Origin of the sequence: Kineococcus vitellinus, from assembly GCF_009906315.1 — a bacterium.
Lineage (GTDB): Bacteria > Actinomycetota > Actinomycetes > Actinomycetales > Kineococcaceae > Kineococcus > Kineococcus vitellinus.
This window is the reverse complement of sequence record NZ_JAAALL010000011.1, coordinates 18,056-33,340: the sequence shown is the minus strand read 5'-3', so window position 1 is coordinate 33,340 and position 15,285 is coordinate 18,056. Positions and strand designations below refer to the sequence as shown.

12 protein-coding genes and 1 pseudogene are annotated in these 15,285 nt (G+C 71.4%); 9 read left to right on the top strand and 4 right to left on the bottom strand.

Annotated features, from left to right (window positions below; translation table 11 throughout):
- Positions 1–987: VOC family protein (locus GTQ99_RS02340; RefSeq protein ID WP_205706642.1), on the top strand; the 987-nt coding region annotated here is incomplete at its 5' end.
- Positions 988–1,105: 118 nt separating this feature from the next.
- Here the strand turns inward: GTQ99_RS02340 and GTQ99_RS02335 are convergent.
- Positions 1,106–1,687 carry an alcohol dehydrogenase catalytic domain-containing protein gene (locus tag GTQ99_RS02335; protein ID WP_166614130.1) on the bottom strand — a complete coding sequence of 194 codons (582 nt, stop codon included), beginning with the start codon at positions 1,685–1,687 and terminating at the stop codon, positions 1,106–1,108.
- 474 nt (positions 1,688–2,161) lie between these two features.
- Between GTQ99_RS02335 and GTQ99_RS02330 the strand changes: the two genes are divergently transcribed.
- From GTQ99_RS02330 to GTQ99_RS02325, 3 genes and pseudogenes are all read left to right on the top strand, one after another.
- A complete protein-coding gene (locus tag GTQ99_RS02330) occupies positions 2,162–3,262 on the top strand; it encodes a LacI family DNA-binding transcriptional regulator (protein ID WP_338074669.1) in 1,101 nt (366 codons plus the stop codon).
- Positions 3,263–3,457: 195 nt separating this feature from the next.
- Positions 3,458–4,060 (top strand): annotated as a pseudogene (locus tag GTQ99_RS27410) (TRIC cation channel family protein); the annotation flags it as partial.
- 191 nt (positions 4,061–4,251) lie between these two features.
- On the top strand, positions 4,252–4,536 hold the full coding sequence (locus GTQ99_RS02325; protein ID WP_338074667.1) for a hypothetical protein: 285 nt from the start codon (positions 4,252–4,254) through the stop codon (positions 4,534–4,536).
- A 28-nt stretch (positions 4,537–4,564) separates the two neighbouring features.
- Here the strand turns inward: GTQ99_RS02325 and GTQ99_RS02320 are convergent, their stop codons facing one another.
- The 3 genes from GTQ99_RS02320 to GTQ99_RS02310 all read right to left on the bottom strand — a co-directional run bounded on the left by GTQ99_RS02320 (position 4,565) and on the right by GTQ99_RS02310 (position 7,767).
- Complete coding sequence (locus GTQ99_RS02320; RefSeq protein WP_166614129.1) at positions 4,565–5,371, bottom strand: aldolase/citrate lyase family protein; 807 nt, start codon at positions 5,369–5,371, stop codon at positions 4,565–4,567.
- On the bottom strand, positions 5,356–6,141 hold the full coding sequence (hpaH, locus tag GTQ99_RS02315; RefSeq protein ID WP_166614128.1) for a 2-oxo-hept-4-ene-1,7-dioate hydratase: 786 nt from the start codon (positions 6,139–6,141) through the stop codon (positions 5,356–5,358). The genes GTQ99_RS02320 and hpaH overlap by 16 nt, the downstream gene beginning before the upstream one ends.
- A gap of 72 nt (positions 6,142–6,213) precedes the next feature.
- Positions 6,214–7,767 (bottom strand): fumarylacetoacetate hydrolase family protein, encoded by a 1,554-nt coding sequence (locus GTQ99_RS02310; protein WP_166614134.1) that lies wholly within the window; start codon positions 7,765–7,767, stop codon positions 6,214–6,216.
- A gap of 156 nt (positions 7,768–7,923) precedes the next feature.
- On the opposite strand from GTQ99_RS02310, the gene GTQ99_RS02305 reads away from it, so the two are divergent.
- The 5 genes from GTQ99_RS02305 to GTQ99_RS02285 all read left to right on the top strand — a co-directional run bounded on the left by GTQ99_RS02305 (position 7,924) and on the right by GTQ99_RS02285 (position 14,952).
- Positions 7,924–8,622: a GntR family transcriptional regulator gene (locus tag GTQ99_RS02305; RefSeq protein WP_166614127.1), complete on the top strand. Its 699-nt coding sequence runs from the start codon at positions 7,924–7,926 to the stop codon at positions 8,620–8,622.
- Between the two features lie 140 nt (positions 8,623–8,762).
- Positions 8,763–10,295, top strand: coding sequence for a 5-carboxymethyl-2-hydroxymuconate semialdehyde dehydrogenase (gene hpaE / locus GTQ99_RS02300; protein ID WP_166614126.1), 1,533 nt, complete (start codon positions 8,763–8,765; stop codon positions 10,293–10,295).
- A 35-nt stretch (positions 10,296–10,330) separates the two neighbouring features.
- Positions 10,331–11,404, top strand: a complete 1,074-nt coding sequence (hpaD, locus tag GTQ99_RS02295) for a 3,4-dihydroxyphenylacetate 2,3-dioxygenase (protein WP_338074666.1) — start codon at positions 10,331–10,333, stop codon at positions 11,402–11,404.
- Between the two features lie 190 nt (positions 11,405–11,594).
- Entirely contained in the window at positions 11,595–13,073 is a 1,479-nt protein-coding gene (locus GTQ99_RS02290; protein ID WP_166614125.1) for an NAD-dependent succinate-semialdehyde dehydrogenase, read from the top strand.
- 508 nt (positions 13,074–13,581) lie between these two features.
- Entirely contained in the window at positions 13,582–14,952 is a 1,371-nt protein-coding gene (locus GTQ99_RS02285) for an MFS transporter (protein WP_166614124.1), read from the top strand.
- Positions 14,953–15,285: the final 333 nt, after the last annotated feature.

Genomic DNA, 15,285 nt, shown 5'->3' with positions numbered 1-15,285 from the left:
TCACAGCGCCCCCGCAGCCGGGACGCGGGCGCGCCCGAAACCGTCGGGGTCGTGGCCGTGGGGGTCGTGGCCGTGGGGGTCGAGGCCGGGGAGGCGGTTGACGCCGCACCGGTGCGGGTGTCCAGTGGTGCCGTGACCCTCGCCCCCGGGACGACGCTGCACCACGTGGAGCTCGGCGTGGTCGACCTCGAGCGCAGCCTCGGCTTCTGGACGGGCCTGCTGGGCCTGTCCCCCGCCGCCGGTGCGCCCGCCACCGCCGAGGAGGCGTGGCTGGACGCCGGTGGCGGCCTGGTGCACCTCGTGCGCCGGCCGCGCCCGGAACCGGCGGGCTGGCAGGTGGTGAACCACCAGTCGGGGCTGCGGCACGTGGGTTTCACGGTGGCCGACGTCGACGCCTGGGCGCAGCGCGTGGCGGCGGCGGGCGTGCCGTTCGCCATCGCCCCGATGACCGCGCTCGGCGACGTGCGCATCGTGTTCTTCTCCGACCCCGACGGCGCCCTCGTGGAACTGGTCGCCGGGCGCCTGGTCCACACGACGACGTGGAACGCGGAACTGGTCTCCGAGCGGGACGCGACGGCCGCGCCCGGCGAGGCCCTCGTGCTGGACCACGCGGCGCTCACGACCGCCGACCTCGACCGCGCGCTGGCGACCTACCGCGACGACCTGGCGCTGCCCGCCCTGGGGCAGGTCCCGCACCCGGGCGACGAGCGCGGGTACGTGCGCAGCTATCTGGCGGCGGGGCACGGGACGCTGGAGCTGTTCTCCTACGACGTCGAGCCGCTGCCCGCGCCCGCCGACGACCCGGGGCGCACCGGCCTGCGGGCGATCGGGCTGGCGACCGGGGACCCGGAGCTCGCCGAGCGCCGGTTGCGGGCGCGCGGGGCCCGCAGCTCCGCGCTGGGCGGCCCGGGCCGCCGGCTGGTCGACGCGGACGGGACCGCCCTGGTGCTGGTCCCCACGGGCTCCACCCCCGGCGCGAGCGGCTGAGCGCCGCGCGGGGGCCCGTCCCCGGCGGGCGGGGGCGTCGGCACCGGTGGTCATCGCGGTTCCTCCTGCATCGGTCGGTGGGTGGGTCGGTGCGGGTGCTGCGGGTGCTGCGGGCGCTTCAGTGGGAGTCGCGGGGCACCGCGCTGCCGCGCGCGCCGCGCAGGAAGTCCAGGTCGGCGCCCTCGTCGGCCTGCAGCACGTGCTCGGCGTACAGCCACGGCCAGCCGCCGTCGCCGACGCCGCTGCCGCGCTCCCAGGACGGGGTGCGCGCGGCGAGCTCCTCCTCGCTCAGCTGCACGTCCAGGCGGCGGGCGGGGACGTCGAGGGTGATGACGTCCCCGGTGCGCAGCAGGCCGAGCGGGCCGCCGACGGCGGCCTCGGGCGCCACGTGCAGGACCACCGCGCCGAAACCCGTGCCGCTGATCCGGCCGTCGCTGATGCGCACCATGTCGCTGACGCCGGCGCGCAGCAGCTTGGCGGGCAGCGGCACGTTGGACACCTCCGGCATGCCGGGGTAGCCGCGGGGCCCGGCGCCGTGCACGACGATGACGTCGTCGGCGCTGATGTCGAGGTCCTCGTCTCCCACCTGCTCCAGGATGCCTACGCCCTCGTGACCGAGGACGACGGGCAGCGGGCAGGTCATGTCGCCGCTCATGTAGTGCAGCTCGGTGTGGCAGACCCCGACGGCTTCTGCGGGCACTCGCAGCTCACCGGCCCGGGAGCTTCCAGCTCCACGTCCTCGACGGCGAGCTCGTCAGGGCCGCGCAGCGGGGCGGCCCTCAACGGGCAGCCCGTCGGGGCGTCGCCACGACCACCACCGCGAGGTGGCTGGCAGTCGTCGGCCGTCCATGCACCGCCACGCCACGTGACTCCACGATCTGCCCCCCATTGCGGCGAAAACTTTCGCTTTTAGAGCGTCGCGCAACCGTAGGCAACGCTTTCGGCCCCTGTCAAGCATTCAGCATCACATCACCCGCGTAGGGCATTAGTGCTGTCCTGGCGCGGATGAGAGCGGCGAAGCACTGCGTGAGCGGTACGGCTCTAGGTCACGAAAATTTCGTGACCACACCGCGGAGCACTCGGCGTGCCGTCCGCATGAGCGAGGCGCAGGGCCCATGCTGTACCCACGACGATCAGCGGCGCCCGGCGCCGGCAGCTTCGACAGGAGGACCCTGTGGCTCGACGCAAGGTGACGGCCCCGCCTTCCTCACCGCAGGGCACGGCCACACCAGCGGTCCCTGCCTCCGAACGCAAGACGACCCTCGCGATCGTCGCCTCCGCGGCGGGTGTCTCCCTGGCCACGGTCTCCAAGGTGATCCACGGCCGCGAGGACGTGGGGCCTCGCACACGCGCCGAGGTGCAACGGCTCCTTGACGAACAGGGGTACGTGCCCACCACTCGTCGTCGCAGCTCCAGCCAGCGCGTCACCATCGAACTCGCCTTCGACGACTTCATGAGCCCCTACGCCACGGAGCTCCAGCGCGGGGTGGTCGCAGCCGCCCGCGAGGACGACGTCGACGTCATCGTGAGCGAGTTCGCGGTGCGGGGCGCTTCTGACGGCGAGCGGCCGTGGATGAGGAACCCGCGTGCAGCGGACCGTCGGGGCGTCTTGCTCGTGACCAGTGACATCCAGCCGCAACAGGCCAGGGAGCTCAGGGTGGCCGGCCTGCCCCTGGTGGTGATCGACCCGGTGCACTCCCCTGACGAGGACGTCGTCAGCATCGGTGCCACCAACTGGGCAGGCGGAGTGTCCGCCACCGAGCACCTGCTCGCGCTGGGCCACCGCCGAATCGCCTACATCGGCGGGCCCGACGACACGGACGTCAACCTCGCACGCCTGCACGGCTATCGGGCAGCGTTGGAGAAGCACGGAGTCGCCTTCGACGCCGCGATCGTGGGAGGGGGGCAGCTCGACTCCTCCACCGGCGCTCGCCTCGCATCCACCTTCCTCACCCGCGGGAACAGGCCGACAGCGGTCTTCGCCATCACGGACCTCGTGGCCATGGGAGTGCTCCAGGCAGCCCACGCTCTTGGCCTGCAAGTGCCCGCCGACCTCAGCGTGGTCGGCTTCGACGACACCTACGTCGCGTCGCTGACCACACCCCCCTTGACGACAGTACGCACGCCGCTGCAGGAGATGGGTCGCGTCGCATTCCGCACCCTGCGCCGCCTGATCGACGGTCACGGGCTGGACAGCCACCACATCGAACTGGCGACCCAGCTCGTCGTCCGCTCGTCGACAGCACGACCGCTCTCCGAGCGCCAGGTGCACTGACTGCTGAGGTCGGTGGTGCGCGAGAGCGGTGCGGTATGGGCGGTGGACGTGGAGGCAGGTTGGCAGGACCCGACGTGGGGCTGGGCCCAGGCGCGTTCGGTCGCCGAGACCGAGGTGGTGGTCTTCGCGCCGGTCGCGGTGCCCTGACGGCGCCGTAGTGGGACATGCCGCAGGCCGCCGTGACGGCCTGCCGTGATGGCCTGCTCGGCTGGTCGTGACCGCCGCCGTGTGCGGCGCCCGCCGCGTCAGCGCGTTGAGCCGGCCTCCACGGCTGCGGCGAGCACGGTGAGGACGTCAGTTGATGCTGGGGCCCCAGTCCTGTCGACTACTGCGACAGAGCAGGATTCCTGCCGCGTCATCAGGTACCGAGGTGCCGAGGTGCATGGTGCACTCGGACGGCAGGCCCTTTACGACACCGATGAGGGCGTTGCGACGGTCGCGGTTGCTCGTCGGCGCCAGGGAACGACGATGAAGACCACGGTGATGACCGCAGCCACGGCGAGGAAGAGGCTGCTACCGCTCAAGGCTGCGCCGACGTGGGCGACGACGGCCGACGGCGTGGTGGTGCCGGTGTTGGTGGTCTGCGAGGCAACGGTCACGAGGATGCCCAGGCCCAATGAGCTGCCGAGTTGGTGGGCGGTGTTCACCAGGCCTGACGCGGCGCCGGCATCGCTCGGGGCCCCGGTGGCGATCGACCGCGACCACGACCTGGTGGGGACAGTGACGCTGGTCGTGGTCACCACGCTGGGCGGCGGGATCGTGCGCGACCTCGTGCTCGGCGACACGTCGCCGCCGGCCTTCCAGCGGCGGGAGCGCCTCGTGGTGGCCCTGGCAGCGGCCGCCACCGCGTTCGTCGCCCAACCTCGCTTCGAATCGTTGAGCAAGCCCCTGCTCGTCGTCGACGCAGCGGGCCTGGGATTTCTCTGCGCCGCGGGCACCGAGAAGGCCATCGACCACGGCTCGGCGCCCTGCTCGCGGTCACGACTGCCGTGGGTCACGGGGGGCTGCGCGACGTCCTCACCCGCGAGACGCCGGCGCTGTTCCGGGCAGACCTTCGGGCAGACTGGGACCTCTACGCGGTGCCTGCGGTGGTCGGGGCGCTCGTCGTCGGTGTCTCCTCGACCTGGAACGCCGACGATCTCGTGCTGGGCGCGGGCGTCGCCGCCGCGATCTCCGTCGTGCGCGTCCTCGCCCTGCAGGTGCCGGCTTGGGTGCTCGACGGCGCACGTCCGCCTGACGCCGCTGGGCGCGCAGGAGCAGCCACTCGAGGTTGAGGTCTTCGCCGCCCTCGGAGCCGGTGGCTCAGTAGGAAGCGCGTTCTTGCTCCTCGCGATCAGCGGTGATGAAGTCAGTCGCAAGCGCCTCAGATCCGCGCGCGACCAGACCGACGTCCGCACCCACGAGCACGAACTGAGCGCCCGCCTCGACGTAGCCCCGCGCGACGGTGGGATCGAAGGCGTTCACGCCGACCGGTTTGTCGGCGGCGAGCGCGGCTGCCAGCGCATCCCGCACTGACCCGACCACATCGGGGTGGCTCTGCTGGCCGAGCAAGCCCATCGAGGCGGCCAGGTCGCTGGGGCCGACGAAGACGGCGTCGATGCCGGGAGTCTCGGCGATCGCCCGAGCGTTCTGCACGCCCTCGCTCGTCTCCACCTGCACGATGACGCTCACGTGCTGCGAGGCGTCCTGCAAGTATCCTTCGACACGGTTCCAGCGCGCCGAACGCGCCAGCGCGCTGCCGACTCCGCGTCGGCCCGCTGGTGGGTACTGCGTCGCCTGCACCACCGCCCGTGCCTGCTCAGGTGTGGAGACCATGGGTACGAGGACGGTCTGCGCACCGAGGTCGAGGACCTGCTTGAGGACGACGTCGTCAGCGGCGGGGACCCGCACGACCGGGGTGACCGGGTAGCCGGAGACGGCGTAGAGCTGGGCGAGGACGGATTCGAGCCCGTTGGGTGCGTGCTCCATGTCGATGAGCACCCAGTCCAGGCCGGAGCCGGCCATGATCTCGGCGACGACGGGGGAGCCGGAGCAGATCCAGCCGCCGAACAACGCCCGGTCGCTGGCGCTCAGGCGCTCGCGCAGAGTGGGCTTCAGCTGAAGCGGCACGAGATCGTCCCCAGTCGTCCGTAGTCGGCGAGGACGGTGTCCCCGGGATGCACCCACATCGGGCGGGTGAAGGAGCCGGCAAGCACGATCTCCCCGGCGGCGAGGTGGTCCTGGTGCTGGGCGAGCTTCTGCGCCAGCCACGCCACGCCGGAGGCGGGGTGGTTCAGGACCGCGGCGGCGACGCCGGACTCCTCGATGCTCTCGTTGCGGTACAGCAGGGCGGAGACCCAGCGCAGGTCGACCTCGTCGACGGCGACGGGGCTGCCGCCCAGCACCATCCCGCCCATGGCGGCGTTGTCGCTGATGGTGTCGACGATGGTCCGGCCCTGCATCTGGATGCGCGAGGAGAGGATCTCCAAGGCGGGGACGACGTACTCGGTGGCGCGCAGCACATCGAAGATCGAGACGTGCGGTCCCGACAGGGCGGCGCCGAGCACGAAGGCGAGTTCCACCTCGATGCGGACGTTGGAGAACTGCGCGTGCTCGATCACGCTGCCGCTCTCGAAGACCATGTCGGCGAAGATCGCACCGTAGTCGGGTTCGGTGATGCCAGTGGCCGCCTGCATGACCTTGGAGGTGAGGCCGATCTTGCGTCCCACCGGACGCCGGCCGGCCTCGATCCCGCGGCGGCGCCACTCGTTCTGGACCGCGTAGGAGTCCTCCACCGCCATGTCCGGGTAGCGGGCCGTGAGCAGGGGCACCACCGTGCGCTCACGTTCGGCGGTGGCCAGCTCGTCTGCGATCGCGGTGATGGTCTCGGGGGTCAGCATCGACGTCCTCCTCAGGGTGGGATCGGGGCCGTGATCGGGGTCTTGGTCGAGTCGAGGGCCGGAGTAGAGGGCTCAGCCCTGCTCGTTGTGCGCGGTGTACCTGGCGCGCCACTCGGCGTTCATCGGGAAGAGGCCGTCCACCGGGTGACCCGCGGCGACCTGCTCGGCGATCCAGGCGTCCTCACGCTCTTGGGCCAAGGCGGCGTCCACGACCTCCTCGGCAAGGGCGCGGGGGAGGACCAGTACCCCGTCGGCGTCCCCGACGATGACGTCGCCGGGCTGGACGGTGGTGCCTCCGCAGGCGATCGTGACATCGACCTCCCACGGAACGTGCTTGCGCCCCAGCACGGCCGGGTGGGCTCCGCGGGAGTAGACGGGCAGGCCGACCGCGGTGACGGCGTCGTGGTCACGCACGCCGCCGTCGGTGACGATCCCAGCGGCGCCGCGGGCGTGGGCGCGGATGGCCAGGATGTCGCCGAGGGTTCCCGAGCCGGTCTCACCGCGGGCCTCGATGACGATGACCTCACCGGGGGCGACCGCGTCGAAGATTCGCTTCTGGGCGTTGTACCCGCCGCCGTGGGAGGCGAAGAGGTCCTCGCGGTTGGGGACGAAGCGCAGGGTGCGGGCCAGGCCCACGAGCTTGCGGTCGGAGTGGTTGGAGGTGACGCCGTCGATGGTGACGTTGTTCAGCCCGCGCTTGCGCAGCTGGCCGGAGAGGGCGGCGACGGGGGTGCGTTCGAGCTTGTCGCGCAGGTTGTCAGGCAGGTCGTCAGGCAGGACACCATGGGCGTCGTCGGCGCCGGATCGCTGAGGGAGGCCGGCAGCTGCCCGCGAGCCCCACGCCTCCTCGCGCTGGGTGTCGTCCACGGCCGGTCCCGAGCCCAGGGCCGGGTCGAAAGGGTGCTCGCCTTGGAGCACGGTCGTCACCAGCCGCCCGGTGCTCGCCCCGGTGGCCGCGCCGGCGACCACGTCGACTTCGACCTCGACGACGTCGCCGGGGGCTACGACGCTGGAGCCGGCGGGGGTGCCGGTGAGGATGAGGTCCCCGGTCTCGAGGGTGAAGTGCTGGGAGAGGTCGGCGACGATCTGCGAGAGCGGGAACAGCAGGCCGTCGGTGGTGCCCTCCTGGGCCAGCTGGCCGTTGACCCAGGTGCGCACGCGCAGCGCGCGCTCGTCGAGATCCGCGGCGTCGATGAGCGCAGGGCCGAGCGGGGTGAAGCCGTCGCCGCCCTTGGAACGGACGTTGGAGCCCTTGTCGTTGGCGCGCAGGTCGTACAGGCCCAGGTCGTTGGCCGCGGTGATGTGGGCGACGTACCCCCAAGCCCGATCGGCAGGCACCCGGCGGGCGGGCTTGGCGATGACGAGGGCGATCTCCCCCTCGAAGGCGAGCAATTCGGTGCCCGCCGGTCGCTCGACCGTGCCGCCGCCGGCGGCCAGCGAGCTGGAGGGCTTGAGGAAGTAGGAGGGGGCGGCGGGTCGCCGCCCGCGTTGCTGCGCGCGGGAGAGGTAGCTGAGGTGGACGGCGACCACCTTGCCGGGGCGGCCTGCGGGCAGGACCGCGAAGCGCGGGTCGGGGCCGGCTTCGTCGTCACGGCTGGGCTGGTCGCCGCGGTCGGGCTGGGTCATCATCGACTCTCTCCTGACGTTGTATCTGAGACCGTATACGATTTGTCATGCACCCGTCGAGGCCTTGTGGCGAGACGCTGCATCTCCTACGGTGTACCTTAAGATATACGATGCGGATCAGCTAGAGGCTCCGACGACGACGTGGAGGCAACGCCGATGACCCCCGGACCCGTGGCCGGAGTCGCCACCTCCAAGGTCGAGGTCGCCTACCAGCTGATCCGCGAGCGCATCGTCTCCGGCCGGTACACCCCCGGCTACCGCCTCGTCCTCGGCTCGCTGGCCAAGGAGCTGGGCTCCTCCACCGTTCCGGTGCGCGAAGCGATCCGGCGTCTGGAGGCTGAGCACCTGGTCGAGTTCGAGCGCAACGTCGGTGCCACCGTCCGCGGCCTGGACCCCGTCGAGTACCGCTGGACCATGGAGACCCTGGCCGTGGTCGAGGGGGCTGCGGTCGGGCAGGCCGTGGCGCTGCTGACGGCCGCGGACCTGCAGGAGGCGCGCCGGCTCAACGAGCTCATGCGCGCCGAACTGGCCGAGCTGGATCGGGGAGACTTCGACACCCAGCGCTTCAGCCAGCTCAACCAGCGGCTGCACCGCACGCTGGCAGCCCCTTGCCCCAACCCGCACCTGCTCGACCTCGTCGACCGCGGCTGGCGTCGGCTGAGCACCCTGCGCACCAGCGTCTTCTCCATGGTGCCCGATCGCACCCACCAGTCGGTCGCCGAGCACGACGCCCTGCTGGACCTGATCGCCTCTGGCGCCGACGCGCTCGTCGTGGAGCACGCAGCACGCGAGCACCGCTCGGCGACCCTGCGCGCCGTGCTGGCCCACGAGGCCGCCCAGGCCCCCACCGCCTGAACCACCGCCTGGACCACCGCCTGGTCGACTGCTCCACCCACCGCCTCACCCACCCCGGCTCCTCGACGGACCGCAGTCCGGCCCGCCTCCAGGAGACCCCCGAGACGTCCCGAGGACGTCCACGAGAACAGGAGAGCGTCGTGACCGCACTGGAGAGCTCCACCCGGCACGTCCCGGAGGACCTGCCCACCCACCTGCAACACTTCATCGACGGCGAGCTGCGCGACTCCCTCGACGGCTCCACCTTCGACGTCCTCGACCCGGTCTCCAACGAGGACTACGCCACCGCCGCCGCCGGCCAGGCCGCCGACGTCGACGCCGCCGTCCAGGCCGCTCAACGCGCCTTCGACTCCGGCGCCTGGGCCGAGAAGCCTGCCCGCGCCCGGGCCCGGGTCCTCAACAAGATCGCCGATCTCGTGGAGCAGGCCGATCAGCGCCTGGCCGAGCTGGAGAGCTTCGACACCGGCCTGCCCATCACCCAGGCCCTCGGCCAAGCCCAGCGCGCGGCGGAGAACTTCCGCTTCTTCGCCGACCTGATCGTCGCCCAGACCGACGACGCCTACAAGGTCCCGGGAAAGCAGATCAACTACGTCAACCGCAAGCCGGTCGGCGTCGCCGGACTGATCACCCCCTGGAACACCCCCTTCATGCTGGAGTCCTGGAAGCTGGCCCCCTCCATCGCCTCCGGCTGCAGCGTGGTCCTCAAGCCCGCCGAGTTCACCCCCCTCTCGGCAAGCCTGTGGGCGCAGATCTTCACCGAGGCGGGTCTGCCGCGAGGCGTCTTCAACCTCGTCAACGGCATCGGCGAGGAAGCCGGCGACGCCCTCGTCAAGCACCCCGGCACCCGGCTGATCTCCTTCACCGGCGAGACCACCACCGGCCAGCTGATCTTCCGCAACTCCGCGACCCACCTGAAGGGCATGTCGATGGAGCTGGGCGGCAAGTCCCCGGCCGTCGTCTTCGCCGACGCTGACATCGAGGCCGCACTGGACTCCACCCTCTTCGGCGTCTTCTCCCTCAACGGTGAGCGCTGCACCGCCGGATCCCGGATCCTCGTAGAGCGCAGCATCTACGACGACTTCGTCGACCGCTTCGCCGCCCGCGCCACGAACATCGTCGTCGGTGACCCGCACGACCCGAAGACCGAGGTCGGCGCGCTGGTGCACCCCGAGCACTACGAGCGCGTCATGGGCTACGTCGAGGTCGGCAAGAGCGAAGCCCGCCTGGTCGCCGGCGGCGCCCGCCCGGCGCACCTGCCGGTCGGCAACTACCTGGCGCCCACCGTCTTCGCCGATGTGCCCTCCACCGCTCGCATCTTCCAGGAGGAGATCTTCGGCCCCGTCGTGGCGATCACCCCCTTCGAGGACGAGGCGGACGCGGTCGCTTTGGCCAACGACGTCAAGTACGGCCTGGCCGGCTACGTGTGGACCTCCGACCTGCAGCGCGGGCACCGCGTCGCGCACTCCATCGAGGCCGGCATGGTGTGGCTGAACTCCCACAACGTGCGCGACCTGCGCAGCCCCTTCGGCGGGGTCAAGGCCTCCGGCTTGGGGCACGAGGGCGGCTACCGCTCCATCGACTTCTACACCGAGCAGCAGGCCGTGCACATCACCCTCGGCGATGTGCACACCGCCCGCTTCGGCGCCCGCGCCGCCAGCGAGATCGACTACTGACCCCCTTCCCTGCACGCCTCGATGAGGAGACTGCCGTGAGCACCGTCGGAACCGACAACCTGCCCACCCCACCCGACGTCATCCGCTGCGCCTACGCCGAGCTCGTCGTCACCGACCTCGAGCGTTCGAAGTGGTTCTACACCGAACTGCTCGGCCTGGTCGTGACCGCCGAGACCGACGACGCGCTCTACCTGCGCGCCTTCGAGGAGTACCTGCACCACTCCCTGGTCATCCGCAAGGGCCCCGCCGCCGCCTGCGCCAAGCTGGCCTACCGGGTGCGCACCCCGGGCGACCTCGACCTCGCCGAGGAGTACTACCGCGCCCTGGGTGTCGAGGTCCGCCGGGTGCCTGCGGGCACCACCAAGGGCATCGGCGAAGCCGTGCAGATCGTGGACCCTCTCGGCTTCCCCGTGGAGTTCTTCCACGACGCCGAGCACGTGGAGCGCTTCACCCAGCGCTACGACGTCCACGGCGCCGGCGCCATCTCGCGCCTGGACCACTTCAACGTCGTCACCCCCGACGTGCCCGCCGCGCGCCGCTACTACGAGGGGCTCGGCTTCAAGGTCTCCGAGGACATCGAGGACGAGGAGGGCACCGTCTACGCGGCCTGGATGTACCGCAAGCCCACCGTCCACGACGTGGCGCTGACCGGCGGTGATGGCCCGCGGATGCACCACATCGCCTTCGCGACCCACGAGCGCAGTCAGATCCTGCACCTGTGCGACCACCTCGGTGCGGTGCGCCGCAGCGACCAGATCGAGCGCGGCCCGGGACGGCACGGGGTCTCCAACGCCTTCTACCTGTACCTGCTGGACCCCGACGGGCACCGCATCGAGATCTACACCCACGACTACTACACCGGCGACCCCGACAACCCCGTCGTCACCTGGGACGTGCACGACAACCAGCGCCGCGACTGGTGGGGCAACCCCGTCGTGCCCTCCTGGTACGCCAACGCCTCCACCGTGCTGGACCTGGACGGCAACCCCCGCGAGGTCGTCGAGCGCGCCCACGCCCGTGAGTCGGACGTGACCATCGGCGCGGACGGGTTCTCCTACACCCGCCGCGACGAGGTCGAGCAGGGCTTCAAGGTCGGCCACCAGGTCTGATCCGGGCGCTCCTCGGTGCTCGGCCGCGCCTTCAGCGCCCGGCGGTGCGCCCGAGGGCGCCGGGTAGCTCGTGCACCGGGTAGCACGTGCACCGAGTAGCACGTGCACCGAGCGACGGGCGCAGTCACCGATGGGTGCAGCGAGCAGTGGACGCATCGATCGATCACGATGAACGCGACGAAGGAGACGCATGACCAGCACGAGCATCACAACGGAGCGTGAGCGGGCGCTGGTGGCTGCAGTGCCACCCTTGCTCTTCATTGGAGGCCGCTGGCGTCAGGGACGCCGCGCCGAGCGCATCGCGGTGGAGGACCCCGCCACCGGCCAAGTCCTGACGAGCATCGCCGACGCCGACGTCCACGACGGCGCCGACGCCCTGGACGCCGCGGTCGCAGCCCAGGACGGCTGGGCGGCCACTGCAGCCCGAGCGCGCGCGGAAGTCCTGCGCCGCGCCTTCGAGCTGGTCACCGAGCGCGCCGAGGACTTCGCGCTGCTGATGACCCTGGAGATGGGCAAGCCGCTGGCCCAATCGCGCGGAGAGGTCGCCTACGGCGCGGAGTTCCTGCGCTGGTTCTCCGAGGAGGCCTCCCGAATCTCCGGCCGCTACAGCGCCAACCCCGCCGGCGGCTCGCGGCTGCTGACCATGAAGCAGCCCGTCGGACCGTGCCTGGCGATCACCCCGTGGAACTTCCCGCTGGCCATGGGCACCCGCAAGATCGGCCCCGCCCTGGCCGCGGGGTGCACCATCGTCATCAAGCCGGCCACCGCCACACCGCTGACCATGCTCAAGCTGGCGCAGGTCTTCGCCGACGCCGGCCTGCCCGACGGGGTCCTCAACGTCATCACCACCTCCACCACCGGGAAGGTGACCGCGCCGCTGATCGCCGACGCGCGGCTGCGCAAGCTGACCTTCACCGGCTCCACCCCCGTGGGCCAGGCCCTGGTGCGCCAGAGCGCGGAGCGGCTGCTGCGGACCAGCATGGAGCTGGGCGGCAACGCCCCCTTCCTCGTCTTCGACGACGCCGACCTCGACGCGGCCGTCGAGGGCGCGATGGCGGCGAAGATGCGCAACATGGGTGAGGCGTGCACCGCCGCCAACCGCTTCTACGTCCAGTCCGGCATCGCGCCCGCCTTCACCGAGCGCCTGGGCGAGGCGATGGGCGCGCTGCAGGTGGGCCGCGGCACCCAGGACGGCGTCGAGGTCGGCCCGCTCATCGACGCGGGTGCCCGCACCGACGTGGCCGCCCGCGTCGATGAGGCGGTGCAGGCCGGCGCGAAGGTGCTCACCGGCGGTGAGCAGATCGGGCAGGACGGCTACTTCTACGCGCCCACCGTCGTGACCGGCGTGCCCGCGGGGGCGCGGCTGCTGACGGAGGAGACCTTCGGGCCGGTCGCGCCGGTGGTGACCTTCGAGTCCGAGGAGGAGGGGCTGGCGCTGGCCAACGACACCGAGTACGGCCTGGTCGCCTACGCCTACACCCAGGGCATGGCGCGGGGCCTGCGCGTGGCCGAGGGTCTGCAGACGGGCATGGTGGGCCTGAACGCCGGGGTGATCTCCAACGCGGCCGCCCCGTTCGGGGGCATCAAGGCCTCCGGTTTCGGCCGAGAGGGTGGCGCCGAGGGCATCGAGGAGTACCTGGAGATCAAGTACGTCAGCTTCCCGCTGTGAGCTGGGCGCAGTCGTCCGAGCAGTCGTCCGAGCAGCCGTCCGAGCAGCCGTCGCAGTGTCCGTCCGCGCGTGCGCCGTGGCGAGCCAGCCGGCAACGGGTGAGCGGGCTGGCTGCACTGGCTGACGCCGGCAACGGTCACCGGCAGGTGGACCCTCCTTCAAGGCACGACTGACAGCCCACTGGCGGTGGCGTCCCTGCGGGCTCCAGCTCCAACTCCAGCTACGACAGCGAGCGCTGTGCTGGAGCCACCGACCAGTCCGCCCGAACAGCCGGCGCGGAGGCGCAACCGCCCGCCGAGCCTGATCAGGTGGAAGAGCACCTGACTGGTGCTGACGGTGAACCTGCTGACGCTGCGCCAGTCGACCGGACTTCCACCGGGACACGGGATGAGCTGGCCGTCGCGACACCGTTCCTGGTGCAGGAAAGCACCTACTTCGGAGCAGGGCGCTCGGTACTCGAACGCGGCCGAGCGTCTTGGCCCCGCACCACACGACGAGGGAGTCATCAGTGTCCGTCCTCACGACGAAGTCACCCAGGTCCGCGGCCGCCGAGCGTCGGCGGGTCGCCACCGCCACCGTCATCGGCACGACGGTCGAGTGGTACGACTTCTTCATCTACGCCAACGCAGCCGGTCTGGTCTTCGCCCAGACCTTCTTCGGTCCTGCCGGCAAGTCCACGGCCATCCTGCTGTCCTTCGCCACCGTCGGGCTGAGCTTCCTCTTCCGCCCCCTGGGCGCCTTCCTGGCCGGGCACTTCGGGGACAGGATCGGCCGCAAGCGGATGCTCGTGATCACGCTGCTGCTCATGGGTGGGGCGACCACGCTGATCGGCGTGCTGCCCACCTACGCCCAGGCCGGTGTCTTGGCGCCGGTCCTGCTGCTGCTGCTGCGCATCGTGCAAGGCATCTCCGCCGGCGGTGAGTGGGGTGGGGCGGTGCTGATGGCCGTGGAGAACGCCCCCGCCGGGCAGCGCGGCAAGTACGGGGCCTACCCGCAGATCGGGGTCCCGCTGGGCATGCTGCTCGCCTCCGGCGTCCTCGCTCTCATGAGCGGGGTGCTCGCCCCCGGCGACGCGTTCCTGGACTGGGGCTGGCGGGTGCCGTTCCTGCTGAGCATCGTCTTGCTGGTGGTGGGCATCGTCATCCGCCGCACCGTCGAGGAGAGCCCGGTCTTCCGCGAGATCGCCGCGCGAGGCGCCAAGACCCGCGTCCCCGTGCTCCGGCTCTTCCGCAGGCACTCGCTGCTGGTCCTGCTGGCTGCGCTCACCTTCGCCGGCAACAACGCCGCCGGCTACATGACCACCGGCGGCTTCATCCAGAACTACTCCACCGACCCCGACGGTCCGCTGGGCCTGCAGCGCACCTCGGTACTGCTTGCGGTGTTGTTCTCGGCGGTGGTGTGGCTGGCCTCGACGTGGACCGCCGGTGTCGTCTCCGACCGCATCGGGCGGCGCAACACCTACATCGTGGGATGGATCTGCCAGCTGGCGGCGATCTTCCCGATGTTCGCGCTCGTCAACTCCGGCGACATCCTCCTGCTGGCCCTCGGGCTGGGGCTGTTCAGCATCGGTATCGGCCTGACGTACGGGCCGCAGTCAGCCTTCTTCTCCGAGCTCTTCCCCGCCTCCATCCGCTACTCGGGAGTGTCCATCTCCTACGCCCTGGGAGCGATCCTGGGAGGCGCGTTCGCGCCGACCATCGCCACGGCTCTGGTGCAGCGCACGGGGACGGTCCACTCCGTGGGCTGGTACCTGAGCGCGCTGACGGTCATCGCCTTCGCCGCCACGCTGCTCATCCGTGACCGCCGCGGGATCGCGCTGGGCCCGGAGAACGAGGAGGAGCAGGCGCAGAACCCGATCTACGGCATCCGCCACGCTTGAGCCCATCACCTCTGAGGCCTGCCACGGCGAGGCGTCGCGCCCGGGCTCCGTCGCGCACCCCATCGGGAGGGCTCAGCCATGGGCTCGAGCAGCCGACGCGTAGACGTACCCGGGGCCGCCACCGGCGAGGGAGCCGCAGCGCCAGCACCGTGAACCCCGCGCGGCTCGCGCGGACCTGCTCACCACCCGGCCAGTCGGCACGCCTGCACGCTCGACGGGGGCATCCCTCCCCCTGCCGGGACCTGCCGCGCGGAGCGCGGCGCCGTGAACTCGTGCTGGCCTCGCAGGTGGTCCTGGTCGACGGGCGCTGATCGGCCGGGCCACGACGCGCCT